The following is a 24099-nucleotide window of genomic DNA, read 5'->3' on the forward strand; positions in this document are numbered from 1 at the left end:
GAAAGGGAAAGGGAGTAAATATGACAACATTGGGCGAGCGATTGAAATTTTTGCTGATTGAAAGGAATGTTACACAAGCAGAATTGGCGGAAATGGTGGGAACTACCCAAGGTGCGATCAGTAATATCGTGAAAGGTGAAACTCAAAAACCAAGAAATATTCTTGAGATTGCCAATGCGTTAGGTGTAGATCCAAACTGGTTAAAATATGGGAGTACAAAAATGACAACATTATCAGGGAGATTAAAAGCGTTGCTGGTAGAAAAAGGAATAAACCAAACCGAATTTGCTAATATGATCGGCATTGCTCAACCCTCTATGCAGAAAATCCTTGCCGGAGAAACCAGAAATCCACGCAAAATTGTTGAAATAGCAAAAGAGCTCGGTACAACGCCGGATTATTTGTTGTATGGCGATATGACCGTTAGTCATTCCACTTTGGAAAATTCTCAGATTAATAACAATCAGGGGCAGACCGTCAATAATTTTTTTGACAGTGGAAGTGATGAATTACGCGAGATGTTGCAGAAGCAGCAGGTTTCATTAAAAACGAAGCCAACGGAAGAATGGGTTTTTGCCTTAGATGTAAATCGTTTAGCTGAGACAGATATAATTAATGCGCATTTCCCTCGCCCTTTTGAAGCCTTACATCTTTCACAAGATGGGATGATGGATTTATTAAAACTACGCTCTACGGCGAATGTGGCGATGATAACGATGTTTAATGAGAGTATGTCGCCGGTAATTAATAAAAAAGATTTGATGTTTGTGGATACGACTTGTAAACAATATGCTGGCGAAGGGATTTATTTGTTTGTAATGAATAATGAGTTGTATGTGCGTCGTTTATATCAAACACCGAGCGGTGTATTAAATGCGGTGGCGGAGAATGAGCGCGTGGGATCGAGCTTTGAAATTGATGATTTGTCACGTTTAAACGTACTGGGTCGTTGCGTGCGAAAATTTTCTATTATTGCAGAGGATTTATAAGAAAAGGGGAAATTTGATCTGCACCCCAAAAGTTGGACTAAACAACCAACTCACTAAGGTGTAGATTTTTTATGACCAAATACAATTTTCTTTTCAAGCAACAAGTCATCGAATTTTATCTTCAAAATGGTAAAAATAGTTCACTTACCCGCAGGCATTTTCAACTTGCCGAAACAACATTAGAACGTTGGATTAACCAATTTAATCATAGTGGAATCAATGGGCTAGCGGTGCTGGGTAAGAAGCGAAATTACTCACCTGAATTTAAACTTAACGTGATACAAGCGGTTAAAAATGGGAAATTTTCTGCAGAAGCCGCTTGCTTACATTTTGGTATTGCCAATGCAGGTGTTGTTAGCCAATGGTTGAAAGCCTTTGAAAAACAAGGTATAAACGGCTTAATCCCCAAACCTAAAGGTCGCCCAACCATGAAACTCCAATACCCTAAAATGCCGCCTAAACCGAAAACACGAGAGGAAGAACTAGAATTGGAAAATCTCCGACTACGTGCGGAGAACGCAATCCTAAAAAAGTTGCAAGAGCTCAACCAACAAAAAATGCAGAAAAAGCCGCTATCGTAAAGGCATTACGCATTCATTTTCCGCTGCCCATTTTATTAGATTTAATCGGCTTGGCACGCAGTGTTTTCTTCTATCACTTGAAGACGAAAAACGATAAAAATGTAGCACTCTCACAAGAAATCGCCACTATTTATCATGATAATCACGGAAACTACGGTTATCGCCGAGTGACGTTTAAGCTAAGAGAAACCATTAAAATTAACCATAAAAAAGTGCAACGTATTATGCAATGGTTGGGGCTTAAGGGAAAATGCAAGACACAAAAATATCGTTCTTATCAAGGTGAAGTCGGGCATATTGCGGATAATCTGTTACAACGCGATTTTACGGCAACACAGCCTAATGAAAAATGGGCAACCGACATTACCGAATTTAAGTGCGCTGAAGGCAAGCTCTATTTATCCCCAATTAAGGATTTATTTAACAATGAAATTATTGCTTATGATTTAGCGCGAAGCCCGAACTTTGAGCAAATTACCCGAATGATGAAACAAGCTGTAGCAAGGCTTGAAGGCGCAAAACCGATTTTACATTCCGACCAAGGTTGGCAGTATCAGATGATAGGTTATCAAAACATACTCAGGGAGAATGGCATTCAACAAAGTATGTCAAGGAAGGGGAATTGTTTAGATAATAGTGCGATGGAAAGCTTCTTTGGGCGATTAAAAACGGAATGTTATTACGGCAAACGATTTGAGACGTTCGAACAACTGGAAAAAACGATCCATGAATATATTCATTATTACAACCATGAGCGCATTCAGGGGAAACTAAAAGGACTCAGCCCTGTGAATTACAGAACTCAGTCCTTGAACTAAATCAGTCTAACTTTTTGGGGTCAGATCAATTTCCCCTAAATTTTTTGAGTTCCCCTAAAAAAGTTTCAAAAAATCCTTGAAATGGCTAGCTATTAGGTGTATTATTTTATTTATAGTGCGGTTTTAGCACGTTGAGAACGCACAAATGAATTTGATAGCTCCGAGTTGATAGACTTGGGGCTTTTTTATTGTGGCACTTCGTACTATAATTGCTTTAATTTTAGGCGGTTATAAGGGGATAAAGAATGTCATTTGAATTACGTAAACAACTTGCTGATTTAAAGGCTGAAAGTGATGCCTTATTTAAGCAGCGTTTAGCCCTATTACAGGGCAAAAAAGAGAATGCTATTTCGTTGATGACGAATGAAGCGATTGCATTTTTACAAGGGCAAGGATTTACTGTTAGTAATCTTATTCCTGATACGATTGAAGCCAACTACAAAGGCTCTATGAATATTAGAATTCAGTTTTCAGATCCGAAAGATAGTTTTGTTGGTGCAGATATTACAATCGATGTGGATTATTTAGCACAGTCATTCGGATTTAGCGTCAATTTGGCACGTGAAGCCTTTAATGGCATTCTGTCTGGCGATTTAGTGGAAGAAATTTCACAATATCAAACAAGAGTGGAAAAATTAAAATTATTGGGCTGCTCGGATATTGATGGCTCTTTTGAGATTACACTTATTAAGCAAAATTTAGAGAAGCTTACTTTTTCAACGATTACGGATACGTTGAAGTTTGTATTGGAAATGTAATGTGTTAATGATTTATTAGCCCTGATCGGAAACGGTCGGGGCTTTTTGTTTACAGTAATAGCTCCTTGCCTTGTTAGACTTTATTGCGCGAGAAATCGCACGGGGTAAGGCCATCTATCACAAGCTCACGTTAATACGTGGGCTTTTTTATTGCCTAAAAACAGGCGGGAGAAAATATATGCCAATTAAAGAGCCTGATGTGTGGGCGTTAATATGGTCTTGGTTGCAAACAAATCTTAGTTCTAGCTCAGCACAGAGTGCTTTTTGGGCGTTATTTATTTCTCTTTTAAGATTTGGGTTTATGCGTAAAAAGCCGACTATTCGTTATGTCTTAATTGATGCGGCTATGTGTGCCTCTATTGCGGGTGTTGCGGTGCCAATTTGTACACATTTATTTGGGCATACTGAATATTCTTCTTTTCTCGGTACGATGATTGGTTTTGTTGGTACGGAGAAAATTCGTGAGTTTTTATTTAAATTCATTAATCGGAGAATTGATAAAGATGACAATGATGATTTCCGAAGTGACATTCAATAAAATTTTTCCGCACGCAGTTAAAGGTGTTTATCAAGCTATTTCAGCACAGATAGAAAAAGCAGGTTGTGTAACTAAGATGCAGCAAGCGATGTTTCTAGCGCAATGTGGACACGAAAGTGGCGGATTTACAAGATTTAAAGAAAATCTAAATTATTCTTGGCTTGGGCTTTCTAAAACTTTTCATAAATATTTCCCAGACTCACTTACAGCGAAGAAATATGAGCGTAAGCCTGAACTTATTGCTAATCGTGTTTATGCTAATCGTTTAGGTAATGGCGATGAGAAAAGTGGAGATGGCTGGAAGTATCGTGGTCGTGGACTGATTCAGATTACAGGTAAGGATAATTATGCCGCATTTAGAAAATGGTTAGGTAGAGACATTGAGCCAGAAGATGTGGCAAGCAATTTAGATTTATCTGTTAAAACTGCTATTTGGTATTGGCAATGCTGTGAATTGGCTGAACTTAATTCTGTAGAGAAAGTCACGCGAAGAATTAATGGTGGGCTAAACGGCATTGATGAGCGTTGTAAGCTCTATCGGGCATTAATGGTAACGGATAATGGCTAAGTACATTTACATAGCATTAGGGGTTGTTGTAGTGGTTTTGTTTGGTGCATTGCGTTATCAGTCGGGCGTTATTGATGAATTGGAAATAACGACAAAGCAACAAGAAAAAACTATCCAGCAACAAGAAGATGCTAACAAATCATTAAGCCTTGCATTACAACAAGAGCGTGATGCCGTTATTGCTCAACAAGAGCGTAATGATGAAATAGAAAGGATAGCAACAGAAAATGCTGAATCAGTTAAAACAATCATTAAGACACAGCCTTGTGCCAACACTCGTCTGCCTCAGTCTGTTCTTGACCGCTTGTACAAATAAAGTCACGACTAAAGCAGAATATATTTATCCGCCTCAAGCCTATACCGCACCTTGTGTAAGAACAGCATTTACTGGGGAAACATACGGCGATGTAGTCATACAGTTAGTTAAAGTAACCGCAGAGCGAGATAAGTGCGCAAGCCAAGTAGATCATCTTAATAAATGGGTTGATCAAGCAAAAGGCAGTAAATAGATTAAAAATCTAATTGAGCGGGATTAATGCCAAGTGCTGTCGCTATTTTAATGCGAGTGCTTTTACGCAATGTTTGTGAATTTTCATGTTGCGAATAAGCTGCTTGAGAGATACCTAAACGTCCCGCAACATCAGCCTGTGTTAAGCCTAAGTGCTCGCGCCAAGCACGCAATGCAGAATAATCGTTTAATAACGCTAGTTTGGCGACAGATTCAGGTATACCTGTTTCAATAGGGTCTGAAAAATTCGCTTTTTGTTTTAGCCAGTTAAGCGTGGCAATTGGCATAACAGCAAAAGCAGGTACGCCTTGCTCATTATTAATGTATTGAATATTAGTAAGTGCGTTCATCTCTTTTTTTAACCTCTTCAATAGATACGATATTCATCGTATTACCAACGATATTAAAGAAAACACGATAATCACCAACACGGTAACGATATTCGTAAGTGTGATTGGTTAGTGCTTTGATATTAGAACAATCGGGAAAGGTTTTAAGCGACTCACATTTTTCAATTATATGTGCTTTTGTTGGAATCTTTCTCAATTGTTTTAATGCTTTTGGCTGATAGATGATTTCTTTCATAGCTAAAGTATTACATTTAATTAATAAGTATTTTATAGGTTTTATAAGTTTTATTCAAGTTATTTTAAGGATTTCCTATGTCAGACGTGAAAGGAAAATCCACGTCTGGTCGTGGATTAACGCCTAAACAAGAAAAGTTTTGTCAGCTTTATATTGAGCTGGGGAATGCGAGTGAAGCGTATCGGCAGAGTTATGATTGCCAAGATATGAAGCCCGAAAGTATAAACCGATTAGCTAAAAAAGAATTAGATAAGATCAAGATTAGATCAAGGGTTGATGTGCTTCAACAAGAGCACAGACAACGCCATAATCTTACCGTTGATAACATCATTGCGGACTTGCAAGAGTATCGTGATATTTGTATGGGAAGAAAGCCGCTTACCATTACCACTGTGGTAAAAAACGCTCAAGAAGGAACGGCACAAAGCGTTAATACCGAATGTTTTGTTTTTGAACCGACAGGTGCAAATAAAGCTCTTGAGCTACTAGGCAAACATCTTGGTATGTTTAAAGATAGAGTCGATGTGACCTCAGGCGGTAATGCGTTACCTGCAGTCATCAACATTAGTTTTAGCGATGAACCAGAAGAACCTTAAATTTCCCACGAAATTCCGACCGCTCTTTGAATCTATTTGGCGTTTTATTATTTTCTATGGCGGACGTGGTTCTGGGAAAAGTTTCAGCATTGCCCGTGCGTTAGTGCTACGTGCTTATACTCAACCGATTCGGGTGTTGTGTTGTCGTGAAATTCAGAAATCGATTTCTGATTCTGTGATTCAGATGTTGGCAGATCAGATTGAAATGCTTGGCTTGCAAGCCTTTTTTGATGTACAGAAAACGCAAATTATCGGGCAAAACGGTTCACGCTTCACGTTTGCTGGGCTGAAAACCAACATCACTTCAATCAAGTCAATGACGGGTATTGATGTAGTGTGGGTGGAAGAAGGCGAGAATGTTTCAAAAGAAAGCTGGGATGTGTTGATTCCGACCATTCGTGAAGATGGCTCGCAAATTATTGTGAGTTTCAACCCGAAAAACATTCTGGACGATACCTATCAACGCTTTGTGATTCATCCACCTGAACGGTGTAAATCGGTCTTAGTGAATTGGCAAGACAACCCATATTTTCCAAAAGAATTAATGGAAGATATGGAGCAGATGCGTGAACGTGATTATGAGCTTTATCGTCATGTTTATGAGGGAGAACCGGTAGCTGATAGCGATAAGGTTATTATTAAACCATTGTGGATTGATGCCGCGGTTGATGCACATAAAAAACTAGGCTTTGTGGCAGCAGGGCGAAAGATTATTGGTTTTGATGTGGCGGATGAAGGCTCAGATGCGAATGCTAATGCCTTTGTTCATGGTTCTGTAGTGTTGCGAATGGATGAATGGCGCGGCGAAGATGTGATTGGTAGTGCAGACAGAACTCGGCTTAATGCATTGGAATTTGGCGCAAATGAAATTGTTTACGATAGCATCGGCGTGGGTGCCGGTGTAAAAGCACACTATCATCGCCTAGACGATAAATCCATTCGTATTAATGGCTTTAATGCTGGGGGTGCGGTGTTTGAGCCTGATGTGGAATATGTTTATGGTAAAACCAATCGAGATATGTTCGCCAATATTAAGGCTCAGGCGTGGTGGCGTTTACGCGATCGTTTCTATAAAACCTATCGGGCGATAACGTATGAAGAGCAATATCCCGTTGATGAGATGATTAGTCTTTCTTCCGATATAAGGGATTTGGAATATTTAAAAGCAGAATTGGCACGCCCTTATGTGGATTATGACGGTAATGGGCGTGTAAAAGTAGAAAGTAAGAAAGATATGAAAAAGCGTGGCATTCCGTCACCGAATAAGGCGGATGCGTTGGTAATGTGTTTCGCACCGAAAGAAGATGTATTGTCGCGTTTCATTGGGTTAGGAAGTTAATATGGCATTTAATCAAGACGGCTACGCCGAAGCCTTGGGGATTAATCATTTTGCAAGAAATTCTGCAAATTCAACCGCACTTTTTGATTTAACGTTATATGAGTTAGGTGGTTTAGCCGCACGGGTGGTCGATATGCCAGCAGATGCGGCGATTTCACGTTCGATTGAAATTCAAGGCGATCAAGATGATGCGATTAGCAATGAGATTGAACGGTTGAAGATTTTGCCTGCATTGGCAGATATGGTGCGTTGGTCGCGGTTTTTTGGTGGTGCGGTTATGGTTTTATTGACCGATGACGGTGCGCGATTAAGTGAGCCGTTAGAGCCAAGTCGCATTACACGTATCGATGAAGTGCGAGTGTTTGATTTAAGTCAAATTTCGCCTACGGCTAATCGCTATTCCGATCCAACCAAGCCAAATTATGGTCGCTATTCCAGTTATCGGTTAAATATCGGTACGATTGCTGGTTCGCTTGATAGTCAGGTAGAAATCCATGAAAGCCGTTTGTTATTTATGGGCGGTGATTCATTGCCAGAACGTCTAAAAAATGGCTTACATTGGATTGGGCGTAGTGCGGTTAGATCGGTTTATCCAAAAATTCGTGATTATCAAAAATCATTGATGTGGGCTTCGTTAATTCTTGAACGCAAACAGCAAGCGGTTCATAAAATGAAAGGGCTTGCATTGGCAATTGATAATGGATTAGAGCCTGTTATTCGAGAGCGTATCAATCTTGTTGAACGTGGGCGTAGTCTGTTAAATGGCGTAGCTGTTGATAGCGAAGACGATTACAACATTCTCAATGCGGATTTAGGCGGGATTGTTGATGTGCTTGATGAATTTAAAGTAGCGATTTCGGCTGATGTGAATATTCCAGTGGCGATTTTATTCGGGCAGTCAGCTAAAGGTATGAACGCCACAGGACAGAGCGATTTTGAAAGCTATTACGATTTGGTCGAAAGTATTCAACAACATAAAATCAAGCCAGTGCTTGAAAAGCTGATTGAACTATTGATGTTTCAAAAGCATATTAAGCCGTTTGAGAACTGGAAAATCAAATTCCCGTCGCTTAATACACCAACTGACAAAGAAATAGCCGATGTGCGTAAAACGAATGCGGATGCAGCGAAAATCGAGCTTGATCGCTTAATTAATTTGGTTGATTCGGGTGCATTATCCACAGAAGAATTGCGAACACAGATTGCCGGGGAGTTTGGCATTCAAGCGGACAAATTGCCACAGGTAGATGACGATGATGTTGAAAAGTATCAAGAAGAACAGAAAGCCAAAGGCGTGGTTGTTTCCTCACGCAATTGAGCGTGAATATGTGGGTTATTTACGTGGTGTGGCGAGAAACATTAATACGATGGTTAATCAAAAATTCGTTGAAATTCGACCGCACTTTCAGGCAAATATTCGACAAGATAGTTTTTCTGACATACTTGAACGTTGGCTTATTGAATTATTGCAAGCGGTATTGATTTTTGTTGATGAAAAAGAAATTACGCAATTTGTGCGTGGTTATGTGAAGCAAACGGCTGATTTTAATCGCAGACAGTTTCACAAGGTGCTGAAATCAGTTTATAGCGTCGATGTTTTCACGACTGAACCTTGGCTTGATGATGCATTAAAAATTGCGGAATGGGAAAATATCCGTCTAATAAAAAGCCTTCCTACGCAGACGTTAGAAAAATTGCGTAGTCGCTTTACTCAAGCGGTGCGCGGTGGTTGGCGTTGGGAAAGCGTGGTAGATGATGTGAAGTCTATCCTTAACACCAACGAGAAACGTGCAACATTAATTGCTCGTGACCAAATTGGCAAGTTAAACGGTCATTTGACGAAGTTGCGCCAGCAAAATATCGGCGTGAAGTCGTATATTTGGCGCGGTATGCTTGATGAGCGTGAGCGGGCGCACCACGTTGATCGTGAGGGTAAACAATTTGATTGGGATAATCCACCTGATGACGGACATCCGGGGGAGCCTATTTTATGTCGTTGCTATGCGGAGGCGGTATTCCCTGAATTTGAAGATCTTGGGAGAGATGACGCTGAACCGATAGATCCTATTTCAACAATCAAAACAGGGAAAATGAACTTAGATGAGTTGTTTGATAATTCATTATCCGGTGGTGGAAATAAGTCATTTTCTAATTTTGGTTCGGTTGATCCTGCCTTAGTTACGCTTGCTAAAGAAAGTATTGGATTAGATATAAGCGGTTGGCAGCATAGCATTGATGAATCGAGTATACGCCATATTCTAAAGCAACACGGAAATGAGAAAGCTGAAAATAAGCGTGGGCAAAGAGCGGTAACAAAAGCCGATATTTTGATGTTGCCGCAGATTGTTTCGTCATTTGATAGTATTGACTACACTGGGACAAGTGATGCGGGAAATGAAACGTTTTTACTACGCAAAGAAATTGGAGATGAAATCTTTTGCGTTCAAGAAGTTAGAAAACGCCATAAGAAAATTGCAGTAAAAACAATGTGGATTCGGAAAAAGAAAAAACCATAAATCTCACATAGTGCTTGGTTCACTCTGGCACCTGCTTAACGTCCGAAACGTGCTATGTCCTACGATTTATGGTTTTCTGTATTATAGAGCATTGAATTTAAATTTCAATTTTTGGAGATCATTATATGGTAATGCGATACGACCGCCGTGGCATTCAGGCACGGCGAGATGATAACGGTTTTATTTATGACACCCCTATTCTGACAAGAAGTGGGGTGTTTGTTTATGAGCTTCCTAATGGCAAAACTCGACGTGAATATCGTCCGCCCGATGAAGTATTTAAGGCGGATAGTTTACGCGCTTATAAGGGATTGCCGATTACAGAAGATCATCACGGACTTGTGACGAAAAATAATGCGCATTTGGTGGTGGGCTCTATCTTAACGGAAGGTAAACAAGATGGGCAAAATTTAACGGCAGATATTGTGATTCACAATACGAAAGCCGTTGATTTTGGAAAAAAAGAATTGTCGGTTGGCTATAAGGTAGATATTGACGAGACGAGCGGTACAACAGAAGACGGCGAGCCGTATGATGTGATCCAGCGTAATATTCGTCCTAACCATTTAGCCATTGTGACAGTTGGGCGTGCAGGCAATGCCGCACTTAATTTAGATGCGGCAGATGCCGTGGAATTTAACGAAGATGGAGAAAATCCGATGAGTAACACTCAAACAACGCTTTCTGACATTCGCTTAGATAGCGGCATTACGTATCAAGCCGCACCCGAAGTGATTGTTGAATTAAATAAACTAAAACAAGACGCCAAAGACGCAGTGACAGCAAAAGACAAAGAAGCGGCACGCGCAGATGCGGCAGAAGCGAAAGTGAAAGAGCTTGAAACGCAGGTTGAACAAATTAAACAAGATGCGGTAAGTCAAGCCAAGGTGCGTGTTGAATTGGAAAACGTAGCGAAAGTGCATAATGTGGAAGTGAAAGCTGATAGTACCGACCGTGCGTTGCGTGAAGCAGTAATTAAGGCAATTCGTCAAGACGATGCGGATTTATCGCAAAAATCCGATGGTTATATTGAAGCGGCGTTTGATATTGCGGTAAGCGATGCCAAACAACGCGAGGATGCGGCAGGTTTGCAGCGTCAGCAATTAACACCATCTGCCACAAATCAAACCACATTCACGCAGGATAGCCAAACGAAATTAACTGGTCGTGCGGCAATGATTGCAAGTCGTAACCAATAGGAGCAAAACGATGTCTATGTACGATCAATTACAACAAAAAGCCTTTGCTGGTATGAAAGGCGATAGCCGCTATGATTTGGTAGAAACTTTTGCAGCAGAAGCGGAAATCCCTTTTGGTGTGGTAATCACACAAGGTACAAAAGCTAATCAAGCTAAATTAGGTGGCACTAAGCCCATTGGCATTGCGTTACATTCCCATGCTGTAGTAGGCGGTTATGCGAAATTTGATGCGGTTTCCGTATTGCGTAAAGGGGTTGCGTGGTGTGTAGTGAAAGACAGCGAAGCGATTACGGCAGGAAGTGCGGTAAGTTTTGACCCCGCTTCAGGCAAGGTGGCAAAAACTGGCACAGCATTACCGAATGCAACCTTTAAAACCGCCGTAGTAGATTGCGGTAAATATGGCAAGCTCGCGTTAGTCGAGTTAGCTTAATTATTCAATGTTTAACGATGCCCTAAGTGAAAACTTGGGGCTTTTTTATTGGAGAAAAATAATGACAGATATTCGTCAAGATGCGTTCGAGTTGAATGCGATCAATACTTGTTTAAATGCGGTGGGTGTATTTAACCAAGATGCGGGCTTGTTTACGCAACGCCAATTAGAGTTTGTGCGCAACAAAATCTATGAAGAAAAATTACCGGGTATGAATGGCTTATCGCTCGTCCCTGTCTCTTCTGAAGCCCCTGAATGGGCAGAAACCGTGACTGAACGCATTTACGATATGGTCGGCATGGCTAAAGTCATTGCCAACTATGCCGATGATTTACCGCGTGCGGATGTGGCAATGACAGAACGTGCGGTGAAAGTGAAAAACATCGGTGCTGCTTATGGCTACAATCTACAAGAGTTGAAAGCGGCGTCAGCTAATCAAACGGATTTACCGTCTTCTAAAGCTCGTGCGGCGCGTCGTGCGGTGGAAGTAAAGATGAACGAAATTGCCTTGTTAGGAGATAAAGAATTTGGTTTAAACGGCTTTATTAACCACCCGAATTTAGGAGAAACATCGGTAACTGGTGGCTGGAAAACTGCAACGGCGGATGCGGTGCTAGCGGATTTGGACAATCTACACGATACCGTCGTGTTGCAATCAAAAGGTGTGCATCAGCCAACACACTTATTGTTGTCGCTAACCGATTATCAGACGTTATCCAGTAAGTATATGAACACGGCTGACAAAGTGGACGTATTGACGTTCTTCAAGCGTAAACATCCTAACTTAACTATTCAGGGCTTATGGGAATTAGAGAAAGCGGGTACAGGGAATAAGAACTTAGCGATTTGCTATGAAAAATCCCTTGATAACTTAACTCTTGAAACGCCGCAAGATTTTACCCAGTTACCGGCACAAGAACGCAATTTAGAGCTTGTTGTGAACTGTGTGGCTCGTGTGGGCGGCGTGTTCTTACGTTATCCGTTATCGGCAACCAAAGCGGAGATTTAGCGATGATTGTACGTAATATTGAAGCCCGTTTAATTCGTGTTGGCGGCGAGTTTATCGCCCCTAATCAAGAGGTGGAAATTGCCGATGATGCGGTAGGGCTTGATCGTTTAATTAAACGTGGCGTATTAATTGACGTAACGCCGAAAGCGGAAGATGCGAAAAAAGACGGCAAAAGTAAAAAGCAGGAGTAATAAATGAGCGCATACTCGTTACTTAATCTCTTTTACCCATTAAGCCAACAAATGCCTGAAGATATGGTAAATAAGGCGTTAAGCGTGGCTGATAATAAACGTCCAGACTGTTTATCTGATGACAAGCAAGATGAGGCGGTGGCGTGGTATGCGGCTTATTTGTTGGCTCAGTCGATTGAAAGCGGGGTAAATGCGGCAGGTTTACGGCGTGAACGTGAAGGCGATTTAGAACGTGAATATTTTTCAGGGAGCGATAAAGGCGGCAACGCTGAACGCTTTTTGGCGAAATATAACGAGCTAAACAATATTTGCGTACGCCTTGGTGCGATTACCGTAGGGAGTTATTGTGTCTAGCGTGGTTAAGGTAAAAATCAACAATAAAGGGCTTGAAAAAGAACTTGAGTTGATAAACAAAATCGGCAAAGCACGCGTAAAAGTAGGCGTTCAAGCGGATGCAGGCGTTCATTCTGAATCAGGCGAAAACTTGGTGGATATTGGTATTTGGAATGAATATGGCACGGCACATATCCCGTCTCGTCCTTTTATTCGTCAAACCTTTGAAGATAATCAACAGGCAGTGGCGCAATACTTAGGGCGTGTGGTCTCTAATGTGGCGAAAGGGGCTGATTTGGTGCAAGAGCTTTCAAAACTTGGGCAATGGTATCAAGACAAGCAGAAAAATACCTTGAAGTCTTATCCTTGGACACCGAATGCGCCATCTACGCGTAGGCGCAAGAAAAGTAGTAAACCGCTCGTAGATACCTCGCAATTAGTCAATTCAATTCGTTATAAGGTTGAAATCTGATGCAGATATTTTCTTCTCAATCTTCTTTTCGCAAGCCTTATACAATACTTGTGCGTTCTGACGGAGAGTACGTGAAAGGCAAGTGGGTAAACGGCGGCGAAATCGAGCAGACGTTAATGGCATCCATTCAGCCGTTAAGCGGTGTTGAAATGGATCGCCTAGTGGTATCAATGCAGGGGCGGCGCGTTTCAAGTGCGGTAAAAATTTACACCGATCAAAAACTAACGGTGGCTGGAGAAAATGCACACAATGGCACAGTAGTGCTATTTGACGGCGAGCGATACGAAGTGATTTCACGAGCTAGTTATCACAGTGGTGTGTTGTCACATCATCGCTACGTGGCTATACGGGTAAAATAATATGCTTGAGCGTTTGTATGATTTATTGGGCGATCTATCGGATCGCCCTTTTATTCGCACCTATGAAAATGGGCGTGAGCCAGAAAAGCCATTTTTTACTTATGAACTGAAGTTTGAGAGGACACCAGAACATTTTCATTATTCGGCGGTAAATGATGAAGGCAATCAGACGGTAAAAACTCATATCGATGCCGTGCTTGAGTTGAATTATTTCGGTGGAAACAGTTTACAGGCATTGCGAGATGTTTGTATGCGCTTATCTATGCAGTCTTGTCGTGAGCGTTGGTTAAATGATGGCGTGGCATTGATTCGCATTGGGCGGATTACCCATTTAGCCTTTCTAAATGAACAGCGTGAATATGAAGATCGGGCAATGGTAGAGCTTGAAATTCGTTATGCGGCTAGTGTGCAGGATATTATGGGTATTATTGAACAAGTGGAAGTGACGGCAAACATAGGACGTGCTTCTGAGAAAAATTTAATAGGGGTAAATGAAAATGGCGAAAATTGATCGCTTGGTAAATGTGGCTATTGATTTAAATACAACCACAATCGCCGGTAAATCTTTTAGTGATTTATTAATTTTAGGCGAACATACGCTGAATAATTCAGCACGTTTTCTGGTAGTAACCGATCCAAATGAATTATTGGATTTAGGCTTAAAATCAAACAATCCGCTTTATATCGCTGTGGCTACCGCCTTTGCGCAGCCGTCACACGTGGCACAGGTATTTATCGGACGTAAAGCACAAGATGAAAGCGTGACGGATGCGCTTGCTGCGGTCGCACGAGAAAATAACAGCTGGTATGGCTTGGCGTTGGTCTCGCGTGAAGACGCTGATGTGATGTTGGCGGCGGCGTGGGCAGAAACCAATGGTAAATTATTTGTTACCGCCTCTGCTGATGAAAAATTGCCACAATCGGCGGAGAAAACCGATATTGCGAGCAAACTTGAAGCGAAACAATATTACCGCTCGGCGGTAATGTATTCCCATAAAGCAACGGAAGAATACCCAGAAATTGCCTTAATGAGCTATTCCTTCACATTCTATCCGGGGTCAGAAACGTGGAACTTGAAAAAACTTGCTGGCGTATCTTATTCGCCGTTAATGGAAGGCGAATACTTAGCTTGCTCGAAGAAAAACGCAACGACATTTGAGAAATTTAACGATAGCTTTGCGGTAACGCAAGGCGGCAAAGTCGCAGCTGGGGAATGGATCGATATTATCCGTTTCCGTGATTGGTTGGTGCAGGAAGTACAAATTAATGTGACATCCGTCTTAATCAATGCTTACGGCAAAGTGCCTTACACCGATAAAGGTATTCAATTAATTGGTGCGGCAGTGCGTCAGGCGTTAGATTTAGGTGTAGCACGTGGCGGTATTGCGCCGACAGAATTGGATGATAATAACAAGGAAATTCCAAGTTATGTGATTTCCCTTCCACTGGCGGCGAAGGTGTCGAATAACAATAAAGGTAAGCGTTTATTGCAAGATGTGAAATTCTCGGCACGTTTAGCCGGTGCTATTCACTTAACAGAAATCAAGGGCAATCTGGCTTACAGTCTTTAATCATTAACAGACCGCTAAAGTGCGGTCATTTTTTAGGAGAATTTTATGGCTTTAGCAACTTATGCGCCCGATGAAGTAAGTATTGTGATCGGGGCGGTTATTGTTTCTGGCTTTGCAGATGGAACCTTTATTGATATTGAAGAAATGTCTGACGGCGTATCATCTGTTGCTGGTGCAGATGGCGAAGTAGCACGTGCAACCAGTGCCGATCCACGTAAAAAAGTCACATTAACGTTATTACAAACCAGTGATACCAATGATGTGTTAAGTGAACTCTATGCAGCGGATAAAGTGAGTAAAAACGCAACCTTTCCAATTGCGGTAAAAGACTTGCGTGGTCGCTCATTATTCGCTGCAAGCACGGCGTGGGTGGTTAAATCGGCGAAACTTGAGCTTGGAAAAGAAGTGGGTTCTCGCGAGTGGACGCTTGAAACTGCGGACGGTAAATTATTTGTAGGGGGAAATGACTGATGACACGCAGTGAAATTCAAATTGGCGAAAGCACTTTTTTTGTGCAAAAGTTTTCGGTAATGGATCAGTTACGCATTTTTGGCGATTTGCAGAAAACCCTTGTACCGTCACTGGCGAAAGTAATCGGATTTAGCGATGAAAAACCGAAAGATGCAACGTCAGCTCAGTTAGCCGAATTAGCACAGAAAAGTGCGGCGAATTTTGCGCAAGGTTTACAAGATTTAAGCCAGCAATTAAGCGGCCAAGAGTTAGTTAAACTAGCTGATATGCTAATTAAACCTGAACTAGTGACGGTGCAGCGTGATGATTTCAACAATGGGACAGATAAAAAACTTAGCAAAACTGATTTTGATTTGGTGTTTGATGATATGTCGGAGCTTATCGAGTTGGTAATTTTCATCTTACAACTTAATTTCAGCAGTTTTTTTACGAAATTTCTTGCCCGTCTTGGGTCGGTGCAAGAGCTTGTGAAGAAAGCGTAAGCGTTGGTAAATACAGCGAACAGACGCTAAGTGAGATGATCGCTTGGCGTCCTTTTTTAGCCGGTAAAGTTACACTAACAGAGCTTAATACGGCAGGATTGATGGATATGGGCGAGCTTTTGAAGATTAATCGCTTACTAGATGCGGTAGATGCGATGGAAGCAAAACAAATGGAGAAAAACCGATGAATGTTGTGCGTGAACTGGTAACGTTACTGCGTTATAAAGTCGATAATTCCGGTTTAAAAGCTTATGTTATTCAAACTCAACAGGCGGCAAAAGGTATTCGTAGCAACCTAAATAATGCAGTCGATGGATTACGTGCTAAATTCTCAGGGGCTGCCGTGAACGTGAAAGAGGTCGGTAATAATCTGAAAGACGCTAAAAATCAAATGCGTTCTCTACGTAACCTTGTTGCTGGTTATTTTGCGATGGTTACCGGTGGTAGTGCGATCAAAATTGCCGATGAATGGGCTGCGGTGGATAGTCGTGTGAAATTGGCGACAAAATCTGTTGAAGAACATAAATATGCATTGAGTCAGATTTTCGACCTTTCACAACGTTCCGGACAAGACTATCTCGCCAGTGCGGATTTATTTTCAAAAGTGAATCGAAGTGCGGGGGATTTGGGGTTAAGTCTTGATGATACGTTAAATTTAACGGAAATCATTGGGCAAACGATGACGATTGGCGGCGGAGATCAGGGGGCGCAGCAAGCCGCCTTGATGCAGCTTGGTCAAGCCTTAGGCTCGGGTGCATTACGTGGCGATGAGCTGAACTCAATTATTGAACAAGCCCCACGTTTAGCGAATGCCATTGCTGATAGTTTTGGCGTGCCGATTGGGCAATTAAAAGATCTAGGTAAAGAAGGTAAGCTCACATCAAAAGAACTCGCACAAGGTCTGCTAAAACAAGCGGATAAAATCCAAAAAGAATTCGATCAGATGCCGAAAACCTTTGGGCGCGGTATGACGATTCTGAAAAATAAAGCCGGTCAATTGATTGATGTAGCGGTCAATAAAGTCTCTAAACTCGGCGCGGCTTTCTATAATGCTGCTGAATGGGTAATAGAAAACATTCGTTTAGTGGGCTTTTTAGCTGGTACGGTAATCGGTGGTAAGCTGATGTTTGCGCTGGCAGCGGCGAAAAAGAGCTTGCATCAATTGTTAATGATGGGTGCACGTGCGGCGGCACCTTACTTGGCGATGGCTGCGGCGGCGGGTGTCGTTGCCTTGGTGTTAGAAGATATTTATGGTTGGACACAGGGCGATTTATCCTTTACTGGGGCATTAGTCGGACGCTATGAAGTTTGGGCGGATAAATTCGCCGCGCTAGGTAAACTGGCGGATAAGCTTTGGATCAATGTTCGTGGTTTATTAAAAGATTTAAGCCGAATGGCGGGCGTTGAGATTAATTTTGACTCTTGGCAGGCTTTTGCTACTGATGTTTTAGAATATATTATTGCCGCCGTGAGGAATCTCATTAATACGGTAAGCGGTATGGTGCGGATTATTCGCGCATTAATTAATGGGGATTATGCCGGTGCTTGGTCTAGTGTGGGCGATATGATTGATGGATTAAGCTTGAAATTCCTACCGCTTTATTCTGTTGGGCTAATGGTGCTGGGCGGTATTATCTCCGCTGTATGGGCGTTATTTTCCCCATTCCGTGCATTTTTCGGATTGTTGAAAGGTGGATTTAGATCCGTAATGTTTGTAACCAAACCTTTTATTAAGGTAGCGAAAGGGATTGCATCTCCATTTATCTGGGCGCAAAAACATTTTAAATTATTTTCCCGTGTCGGCAGTGGCGCATTCTCGCTTTTGAAACGTGGGGCGGTCAAATTTGGCGTGATATTTAAATCTGTCGTTGGCACAGTGGTAAAAGGTATTTTTGCGATCGGTCGCGCGATGTTTATGGCGGTAGCAAGTAACCCAATTTTGCTTGCGATTAGTGCGGTAATTGGCTTGGTTATCTTGCTTGTTGTGTATTGGGATGAAGTGAAAGCCTTTGCCATTGCTGCGTGGGAAGCCATTTCCACAAAAGCGGCGGAGATTTGGCAAAGTATCATCACTGGTGCAAGCGAAATGTGGGATAACATCACAAATAAAGCAGCGGAGAGCTGGGATAATGTAAAGAAAGATGCTGGCGAAAAATGGAATAGCGTGACGACGATGTTTAAAAATGCGTGGCAAAAATCTATCGATACTGTGGTAGGCTGGTTTAATTCGCTTATTCCGAGCTGGATTAGAGATTTGTTTTCTGACGGTGCGAAAGCGGAAGTTAAGCTAAGCGGCGAAGCCTTAACTACACCAGTAAGCGGTCACGTATCGCCACAGCGGTTAGGCTATGGCGGTCGTCCTATTTTCGCACCTAATCAGAATATGACGCAAACCAATAACTTCAATATTCAAAGCTCCGCTAATCCTAGCGGTGTGGCTAATGCGGTATCAGACAAATTAAGCCGTGGTTCATCTACATCGTTTGGAATGGGGGCGATTGAATATGCTGGGTAAAAAAGTGCGGTTGATTTTAACCGTACTTTAAAAAAACAAAACCCCGAAACGTTAAAGCATTTCGGGGTTTTCTATTATTGTGTGATTAGCTTATGCAGTAAATCGCTTGCCTGTTGAATATCTTGCTGAATGTTTTTGTTGAACACAAACAGATAGCTATCTCCATTTGGAATGCTGGAAAAAAAGAACTCTACAAGGCGTTTTTGCTCTTCCAGTTGTGCGCTTGTAATGGCTTGTTGGAAGTTGGCATATTGCGATGCGTAAGTTACCATTTTTGCCATTGCCTGTTTAAGTTCATCACTGACAAGCGGTAGTGTAAGTTGTTTTGGCTCGTTGCGGTGCATAGCCAAAAACGCGCGCAAGACTATTAAGTGAAATTTTGGGCTAATCCACATGGCATAGGAAAGCACTAATTCTTCGCAAGCGTAAGTGCCGCCTTTAGTGCCGCGAATAGTTTTAAATGCGCAGATCTGCGCATTTAGATCTTCGTCTTGAATTTCTTTAATTAATTCTTGAGTGGTTTCTAAGCGGATAAATTGATTTGGGCGGTGTTTCTCTTTTCGACCGCTAGCAACGTGTAAATCGTTTAAAGAGAAAAGATTTTCGTATGAACGAATAGAATTGTTAAGAATGGTTAAGTTTGACATATCTGATTTTCCTTTTGATGGAACCCCTAATTTTAGGTTAGGGCGATCGACAGCTCAAAACTGGTCAGATAATCCAGCGGACGTATTCCCTTGCGGTATTGTATTAGTCGCACTGTCGATCATTGAATAAATTGTTAATTTTTGCTCCGCACTTCTAATGAATTAAATAATGGTGGTTTAACTCACTAAAATTTGGATACAAAAAAATCACACTAACGGGGTGAAAACCGTATCTGATAAAGGCTTTTGAGACCTTGAACTAATCCTAATGAAATTCTCGGGCGTTGTAAAGAGAAAAAAGTAAATTATGAGCATAGTAAACCTTTTATTTTCAGCCCTTTCGGGCAAGCGTACGACAATTGGCGTATTGGAATTGGACGCACTTTTAACCGAAAACACATCACTTTCTAGCCAAATCACGGAATATCCCATTGAAGACGGTACGGTAATTTCTGATCACATTACACGGGAAAGTGAGCGGTTAAGCCTTAGTGGCGTGATTACTGGCACAGGAACATTGTTTAATGTTGGCTTAGGGAAATATAAATTGATTGCAGCAAAAGAGACGTTGCGAGAATTACACGCTAAGCGGGAATTAGTCACGATTGTTACCGGTCTTGATGTGTATGAAGATTTTGCTATTGAAAGCCTTGAGATTGAGCGTAACAGTGATGACGGCGAGCGGTTAAATATTAGTGCGGAATTTCGAAAAATTCAAAAAGTGACGTTACGCAAGGAAGAGGTGCCACCAGAGAAAGCCGCGCCAAACGCAAAAGGCAAAGCGGGACAGACGAAAGCAAAAACCGGCAAAGCACAAACTGGCAAGCCGACAAATACGCAGGCACAAAAAATCACGAAGTTCGGCGAATGGAGTGGTAAAAAACAATGATCACAATAAACCTTGCAAATAAAAACGATTTTATTACCGAAGTAAATCTTGATGATGAAGTCTTTTTTTTACACTTTTCTTGGAACGACACAATCGGATTTTGGTCGCTCACTATTGAAAATGCTTATAACGATGAACTGGTCTCAAGCATTGTGATTTTGCCGAATCGTCCTTTAATTGCGCCAGTACGCCGTGATGAATTGCCACTTGGGGAATTGATTGCGGTGCGTGATGATAATTTACAAACGATTGGACGCGATGATTTTATCAATGGCAAGGCGGTGTTGATTTATATCGGAGTGGATGAATGAGTTATCGCTTTTTACGTAGTTATAAATTGATGATTGGCAAGAAAGGGCAAAAAGATGCCATTGTGATTGAGCCGCCAATGCGTATTGAGTTCGATATTGAAAAAGATTGTGAAGCCGAGCCGAACGAAAATACCATTAAAATCTATAACCTTGCATCCACTACACGAAAAACTATTGAGCAGCCAGATATGCGATGTGTGTTGTATGCAGGATATGAGCAGGAAGGTAATGTTTTGTTATGCTCGGGGGATATTGCCACGGCGTATTCTTATCATCAAGGCGCAGACTGGGTGACGGAGCTTTATGTTTTAGATGGCTTGGTAGAAATTCGCGATACGGCGGTTTCATTAGGTTATGGCGGTGGTGTGAGTTCTACGCAAATTACTAATGATATTGCTGCAAAAATGGGCGTAACCGTAGTTGGTGCGGATAATTTGAAATCACGCACTTGGGCAAATGGTTTTAGTTTTTACGGTGCCGCTCGTAAAGCGTTAGACAAAGTCGTTGCAGGAACGGGGCTTGAGTGGTCGATCCAAAATGGCGAACTGCAGATTGTAAACCGCAATGGCGTGACAAAGCGATCGGGTTATGTGTTAGCAAAAGATAGCGGGCTAATCGGTTTTCCTGAACGCACACGTGAAGCAGCACGCAGTAAGAAGCAGGATACGCCAAATAAAAAGCAAGATGAGAAATTTGCCTTTGATCGGCAAGCGAGGGACGGTTGGAATGTAAAAAGCCTGTTACTGCCTATGCTAAACCCTTGTGACAAAATCAAGCTGGAAAGTGTGACCGTGACAAATTGGTTCCGCGTGGAAAAAATCAAGCATTCGGGTGATAGTCATTCTGGTGATTGGCAAAGCGAACTACATTTAGTAGATCTAAACGCACCGACTAAAACGCAGATGGAAACGCAAAGTAAACATCGTAAAAAACGTAAGAAAAAGGACGAGCAAAAATGACGGATATTTTAACCGCACTTTCTGAAATTAATGTGTCATTGCCAGGGAAAATTGTCAGTTATGATGCGGGAACGGTGCGGGCAACGGTACAACCCTCTATTCCTAAGCGGTTAGCCAATGGCGAAGTATTAAATGCACCGCAGATTGTAAACGTGCCGGTGATGTTCCCTATGACAGACATTAACGGTGCGGTGGCACAAGTGACATTACCAGTGAAAGTTGGTGATGGTTGCTTGCTGATTTTTTCGCAGCGATCTCTAGAAAATTGGTTAAGTGGAAGCAATGATGCGCCAGATGATCCGCGAATGTTTGATTTATCCGATGCTTTTTGTGTAATGGGCGGTAATAGTCGCTCTCCAAATGCCGATGTTGAGAACCTTTGTATTAAATACGGTAGCGGTAAAATTAAAATCGCACCAAATGGCAATATTACGATCAATTCGCCTGATGTAAGGGTAACAACGGATAATTTTACTGTGACTGCGCCAACCAGTACCTTTAACGGCAATGTAATCGTAAATGGCGGTATTTCAACGGCAGGTAACAGTGGCAGTGTATCCGTTAGTGGTTCTTTAACGACAACTGGCGATGTTATGGCAGATGGTGTGTCATTACAAAGTCACAAGCATAAAGGCGATAGCGGTGGTACAACAGGGACACCATTATGATCGATTTAAAATTGAATGGACAACACGATTTGATGATAAAAGATCGTAAACTAGTACTTGTAGATGGCATCAATCAAAAAGCACAACAGATTAAGGTTGTGCTTTTAACGTTTTTAGGAGAGTGGTTTTTAGATACAACAATTGGACTGCCTTATTTTGATGAAATTTTGACAAAGAATCCTGATAACGCACGTATTCAATCCATTTTTCGCAAAAAGATTATGGGTGTGAAAGGGGTTCTAGCGGTAGAGCGTTTATCTCTTGAATTTCATCTAAAAGATCGGGTTTTGGCGGTGCAATTTTCAGCACGAACCAACGAAGGTGTAGTAAAAGACAAAGTGAGTATAAAACGAAATGGCTAATTATGGATTAACGCGTAGTGGCTTTGTGCGTAAGCGTATGCCAGAGCAGTTAAAAGAGCTTTATGAAAATGCGAAGAAAATGTTTGGGGAAGATATTGATTTGTCACCTGAAACTGTGATGGGAATGATGTTAAACATTGAGTCAGAACGCTTTGCCGCCTTATGGGAGCTTATCGAAAGCGTTTATAGTGCAATGTATCCGATGAGCGCAACTGGAGCAAATTTAGATCGCGCCGTTTCTTTTACAGGAGTCACTCGTTTACAAGCAGAGCACTCAACGGTGCCAGTGATTTTTTACGGTAATACTGGCGTTGAAATCCCCCGATATACTGCAGTACGCAATGCAGGAACACAGATTTTATATTATTCAGATGAAGACGCACGCATTGATTCAAATCAAGCTGCTTATGCACGGATTGAGCTAAATTCAAATACCATTAATACGGGCGATGTATTTTCCGTCGTAGTTAATGGTGTGACGTATCGTTTTACAGCAATGCGTTCATCAAGTGCGAGTATTATTCAAGGTTTAGCCAATCAATTAAAAGCGATAAGTTATGCCGATGTGAGTAATGATAATGTAATTATTGAGATTTCGGCACAATCTATACCGCACTTTTCTATCTCCGTTAGCCAAAATCTTACGCTTTCTCGCTTAGGCGTGCGTTGTATGCTTTCCACTGAAAGCCCTAGTGAAGATAAAGCCGATATTGGGCAAATGATTGAACTGGTAAATATGATTGATGGCGTTGTTGAAGTGAACAATGTTGTTGAAGGTGCATCCGGTCGTTTAGAAGAAAGTGATATTGAATTATATCAACGTTATCATCGTGGTGTTTGGCAAAATGGAGCCGGTACAATTGATTCACTTTATGCCAATTTAAGCAAGGTGGCGGGCGTTCATTCATTGAGAATTTATGAAAACGATGCAGATCAGACGATTAATGGTATTCCTAAGCGTTCACTGTATGCGGTAGTCAAAGGTGGTTTAGATACGGATATCGCATCGACATTATTAAAATTTAAGCCTTTGGGTATTGGCACACACGGGCAAACCGAAGTTACCGTGCGAGACAGTCAAAACCAACCGCACTTGATTAAATTTAGTCGTCCGACTAAATGTTACATTTGGTTAAAAGTTACCATTGAAACCTTTGTTGATGAAGATGAAATTGCGAGAGCTGGTTACATTGTAAGTGCACTCAACAATATCTTGAAATATGGTAAATCACTTGGCGTGGGAGCAGATGTAATTCATCAACGCCTTATTGCTGCTTGCATTGAGGTTCAAGGCGTGGGAAAAGTTACCGTTCAGATAGGTAAAACGAATAATATTACCGATCCAGAGCCAAGATACCAAGAACAGAATATTACCATCGCACCTGATGAAGAAGCGATTTTCGATCCGTCTATCATTGTGATGAGTTAGGAGAAA

34 protein-coding genes are annotated in these 24099 nt (G+C 41.6%); 31 read left to right on the forward strand and 3 right to left on the reverse strand.

Translation table 11 applies throughout. The annotated features are described in order from the left end of the window. Window positions 1-20: 20 nt before the first annotated feature. From DQN49_RS03915 to lysC, 7 genes are all read left to right on the forward strand, one after another. Window positions 21-989, forward strand: a complete 969-nt coding sequence (locus DQN49_RS03915) for an XRE family transcriptional regulator (RefSeq protein ID WP_006995066.1) — start codon at window positions 21-23, stop codon at window positions 987-989. A 71-nt stretch (window positions 990-1060) separates the two neighbouring features. Continuing rightward, window positions 1061-2388 (forward strand): IS3 family transposase gene (locus tag DQN49_RS03920; protein WP_111723549.1). Its coding sequence is split into 2 segments (ribosomal slippage): window positions 1061-1514 and window positions 1514-2388, totalling 1329 coding nucleotides; the frame shifts between segments, so codons are not numbered across the junction. A 245-nt stretch (window positions 2389-2633) separates the two neighbouring features. Continuing rightward, the gene (locus tag DQN49_RS03925; RefSeq protein WP_006995065.1) at window positions 2634-3146 is read left to right on the forward strand and encodes a hypothetical protein; all 513 of its coding nucleotides are present in this window, start codon (window positions 2634-2636) and stop codon (window positions 3144-3146) included. 178 nt (window positions 3147-3324) lie between these two features. Beyond that, a complete protein-coding gene (locus DQN49_RS03930; RefSeq protein ID WP_032826240.1) occupies window positions 3325-3684 on the forward strand; it encodes a phage holin, lambda family in 360 nt (119 codons plus the stop codon). Continuing rightward, a complete protein-coding gene (locus DQN49_RS03935; protein ID WP_006995063.1) occupies window positions 3650-4252 on the forward strand; it encodes a glycoside hydrolase family 19 protein in 603 nt (200 codons plus the stop codon). The genes DQN49_RS03930 and DQN49_RS03935 overlap by 35 nt, the downstream gene beginning before the upstream one ends. Beyond that, a complete protein-coding gene (locus DQN49_RS03940) occupies window positions 4245-4568 on the forward strand; it encodes a DUF2570 family protein (RefSeq protein WP_006995062.1) in 324 nt (107 codons plus the stop codon). Before DQN49_RS03935 ends, DQN49_RS03940 begins: the two co-directional genes overlap by 8 nt. Then, complete coding sequence (gene lysC / locus DQN49_RS03945; RefSeq protein ID WP_080358406.1) at window positions 4480-4761, forward strand: Rz1-like lysis system protein LysC; 282 nt, start codon at window positions 4480-4482, stop codon at window positions 4759-4761. The genes DQN49_RS03940 and lysC overlap by 89 nt, the downstream gene beginning before the upstream one ends. 1 nt (window position 4762) lies before the next feature. Here lysC and DQN49_RS03950 read toward each other — a convergent pair whose 3' ends face one another. Both DQN49_RS03950 and DQN49_RS03955 read right to left on the reverse strand, forming a co-directional pair. Continuing rightward, window positions 4763-5110 carry a helix-turn-helix domain-containing protein gene (locus tag DQN49_RS03950; RefSeq protein WP_006995061.1) on the reverse strand — a complete coding sequence of 116 codons (348 nt, stop codon included), beginning with the start codon at window positions 5108-5110 and terminating at the stop codon, window positions 4763-4765. Further along, on the reverse strand, window positions 5094-5345 hold the full coding sequence (locus tag DQN49_RS03955) for a type II toxin-antitoxin system RelE family toxin (RefSeq protein WP_005643377.1): 252 nt from the start codon (window positions 5343-5345) through the stop codon (window positions 5094-5096). Before DQN49_RS03955 ends, DQN49_RS03950 begins: the two co-directional genes overlap by 17 nt. A 77-nt stretch (window positions 5346-5422) precedes the next feature. Between DQN49_RS03955 and DQN49_RS03960 the strand changes: the two genes are divergently transcribed. The 17 genes from DQN49_RS03960 to DQN49_RS04035 all read left to right on the forward strand — a co-directional run bounded on the left by DQN49_RS03960 (window position 5423) and on the right by DQN49_RS04035 (window position 18828). Continuing rightward, window positions 5423-5941, forward strand: coding sequence for a terminase small subunit (locus tag DQN49_RS03960; protein WP_006995060.1), 519 nt, complete (start codon window positions 5423-5425; stop codon window positions 5939-5941). Continuing rightward, entirely contained in the window at window positions 5922-7280 is a 1359-nt protein-coding gene (locus tag DQN49_RS03965; RefSeq protein ID WP_006995059.1) for a PBSX family phage terminase large subunit, read from the forward strand. The genes DQN49_RS03960 and DQN49_RS03965 overlap by 20 nt, the downstream gene beginning before the upstream one ends. 1 nt (window position 7281) lies before the next feature. Continuing rightward, on the forward strand, window positions 7282-8598 hold the full coding sequence (locus DQN49_RS03970) for a phage portal protein (protein WP_006995058.1): 1317 nt from the start codon (window positions 7282-7284) through the stop codon (window positions 8596-8598). Next, entirely contained in the window at window positions 8579-9796 is a 1218-nt protein-coding gene (locus DQN49_RS03975) for a PBECR3 domain-containing polyvalent protein (RefSeq protein ID WP_032826239.1), read from the forward strand. The genes DQN49_RS03970 and DQN49_RS03975 overlap by 20 nt, the downstream gene beginning before the upstream one ends. Window positions 9797-9921: 125 nt before the next feature. Further along, a complete protein-coding gene (locus DQN49_RS03980; RefSeq protein WP_006995056.1) occupies window positions 9922-10995 on the forward strand; it encodes a DUF2213 domain-containing protein in 1074 nt (357 codons plus the stop codon). 10 nt (window positions 10996-11005) lie between these two features. Further along, on the forward strand, window positions 11006-11425 hold the full coding sequence (locus tag DQN49_RS03985) for a structural cement protein Gp24 (RefSeq protein WP_006995055.1): 420 nt from the start codon (window positions 11006-11008) through the stop codon (window positions 11423-11425). Window positions 11426-11432: 7 nt separating this feature from the next. Further along, on the forward strand, window positions 11433-12434 hold the full coding sequence (locus DQN49_RS03990) for a DUF2184 domain-containing protein (protein ID WP_006995054.1): 1002 nt from the start codon (window positions 11433-11435) through the stop codon (window positions 12432-12434). Between the two features lie 2 nt (window positions 12435-12436). Then, on the forward strand, window positions 12437-12625 hold the full coding sequence (locus DQN49_RS03995) for a hypothetical protein (RefSeq protein ID WP_006995053.1): 189 nt from the start codon (window positions 12437-12439) through the stop codon (window positions 12623-12625). A 3-nt stretch (window positions 12626-12628) separates the two neighbouring features. Then, the gene (locus DQN49_RS04000; RefSeq protein WP_006995052.1) at window positions 12629-12979 is read left to right on the forward strand and encodes a DUF4054 domain-containing protein; all 351 of its coding nucleotides are present in this window, start codon (window positions 12629-12631) and stop codon (window positions 12977-12979) included. Then, a complete protein-coding gene (locus tag DQN49_RS04005; RefSeq protein WP_006995051.1) occupies window positions 12972-13430 on the forward strand; it encodes a phage virion morphogenesis protein in 459 nt (152 codons plus the stop codon). Before DQN49_RS04000 ends, DQN49_RS04005 begins: the two co-directional genes overlap by 8 nt. Then, window positions 13430-13789 (forward strand): hypothetical protein, encoded by a 360-nt coding sequence (locus tag DQN49_RS04010; RefSeq protein WP_006995050.1) that lies wholly within the window; start codon window positions 13430-13432, stop codon window positions 13787-13789. The genes DQN49_RS04005 and DQN49_RS04010 overlap by 1 nt, the downstream gene beginning before the upstream one ends. Before the next feature lies 1 nt (window position 13790). Next, the gene (locus DQN49_RS04015; protein WP_006995049.1) at window positions 13791-14300 is read left to right on the forward strand and encodes a phage neck terminator protein; all 510 of its coding nucleotides are present in this window, start codon (window positions 13791-13793) and stop codon (window positions 14298-14300) included. Further along, complete coding sequence (locus tag DQN49_RS04020; RefSeq protein WP_032826286.1) at window positions 14287-15360, forward strand: DUF3383 family protein; 1074 nt, start codon at window positions 14287-14289, stop codon at window positions 15358-15360. Before DQN49_RS04015 ends, DQN49_RS04020 begins: the two co-directional genes overlap by 14 nt. Before the next feature lie 45 nt (window positions 15361-15405). Further along, window positions 15406-15831: a phage structural protein gene (locus tag DQN49_RS04025; RefSeq protein WP_005643344.1), complete on the forward strand. Its 426-nt coding sequence runs from the start codon at window positions 15406-15408 to the stop codon at window positions 15829-15831. Then, complete coding sequence (locus tag DQN49_RS04030; RefSeq protein ID WP_006995047.1) at window positions 15831-16313, forward strand: phage tail assembly chaperone; 483 nt, start codon at window positions 15831-15833, stop codon at window positions 16311-16313. The genes DQN49_RS04025 and DQN49_RS04030 overlap by 1 nt, the downstream gene beginning before the upstream one ends. 35 nt (window positions 16314-16348) lie before the next feature. Further along, window positions 16349-16501: a hypothetical protein gene (locus tag DQN49_RS10190; protein WP_006995046.1), complete on the forward strand. Its 153-nt coding sequence runs from the start codon at window positions 16349-16351 to the stop codon at window positions 16499-16501. Next, window positions 16498-18828: a tape measure protein gene (locus DQN49_RS04035; RefSeq protein ID WP_006995045.1), complete on the forward strand. Its 2331-nt coding sequence runs from the start codon at window positions 16498-16500 to the stop codon at window positions 18826-18828. The genes DQN49_RS10190 and DQN49_RS04035 overlap by 4 nt, the downstream gene beginning before the upstream one ends. A gap of 74 nt (window positions 18829-18902) precedes the next feature. Here DQN49_RS04035 and DQN49_RS04040 read toward each other — a convergent pair whose 3' ends face one another. Next, on the reverse strand, window positions 18903-19475 hold the full coding sequence (locus DQN49_RS04040; RefSeq protein ID WP_006995044.1) for a KilA-N domain-containing protein: 573 nt from the start codon (window positions 19473-19475) through the stop codon (window positions 18903-18905). On the opposite strand from DQN49_RS04040, the gene DQN49_RS10195 reads away from it, so the two are divergent. The 7 genes from DQN49_RS10195 (at window position 19459) to DQN49_RS04070 (ending at window position 24093) form a co-directional block, all read left to right on the forward strand. Then, the gene (locus DQN49_RS10195; RefSeq protein ID WP_153232579.1) at window positions 19459-19605 is read left to right on the forward strand and encodes a hypothetical protein; all 147 of its coding nucleotides are present in this window, start codon (window positions 19459-19461) and stop codon (window positions 19603-19605) included. The two genes, DQN49_RS04040 and DQN49_RS10195, sit on opposite strands and share 17 nt — an antisense overlap. A gap of 177 nt (window positions 19606-19782) precedes the next feature. Next, window positions 19783-20364 carry a phage baseplate protein gene (locus DQN49_RS04045; RefSeq protein WP_006995043.1) on the forward strand — a complete coding sequence of 194 codons (582 nt, stop codon included), beginning with the start codon at window positions 19783-19785 and terminating at the stop codon, window positions 20362-20364. Then, complete coding sequence (locus tag DQN49_RS04050; protein ID WP_005643334.1) at window positions 20361-20675, forward strand: phage baseplate plug family protein; 315 nt, start codon at window positions 20361-20363, stop codon at window positions 20673-20675. The genes DQN49_RS04045 and DQN49_RS04050 overlap by 4 nt, the downstream gene beginning before the upstream one ends. Beyond that, window positions 20672-21634, forward strand: coding sequence for a phage protein (locus tag DQN49_RS04055; RefSeq protein WP_006995042.1), 963 nt, complete (start codon window positions 20672-20674; stop codon window positions 21632-21634). Before DQN49_RS04050 ends, DQN49_RS04055 begins: the two co-directional genes overlap by 4 nt. Next, window positions 21631-22302 (forward strand): Gp138 family membrane-puncturing spike protein, encoded by a 672-nt coding sequence (locus DQN49_RS04060; protein ID WP_006995041.1) that lies wholly within the window; start codon window positions 21631-21633, stop codon window positions 22300-22302. Before DQN49_RS04055 ends, DQN49_RS04060 begins: the two co-directional genes overlap by 4 nt. After that, window positions 22299-22664 (forward strand): hypothetical protein, encoded by a 366-nt coding sequence (locus tag DQN49_RS04065; protein WP_006995040.1) that lies wholly within the window; start codon window positions 22299-22301, stop codon window positions 22662-22664. The genes DQN49_RS04060 and DQN49_RS04065 overlap by 4 nt, the downstream gene beginning before the upstream one ends. Beyond that, on the forward strand, window positions 22657-24093 hold the full coding sequence (locus tag DQN49_RS04070; protein ID WP_006995039.1) for a baseplate J/gp47 family protein: 1437 nt from the start codon (window positions 22657-22659) through the stop codon (window positions 24091-24093). The genes DQN49_RS04065 and DQN49_RS04070 overlap by 8 nt, the downstream gene beginning before the upstream one ends. Window positions 24094-24099: the final 6 nt, after the last annotated feature.

The organism is Haemophilus aegyptius (assembly GCF_900475885.1).
In the GTDB taxonomy this organism is placed as follows: domain Bacteria; phylum Pseudomonadota; class Gammaproteobacteria; order Enterobacterales; family Pasteurellaceae; genus Haemophilus; species Haemophilus influenzae.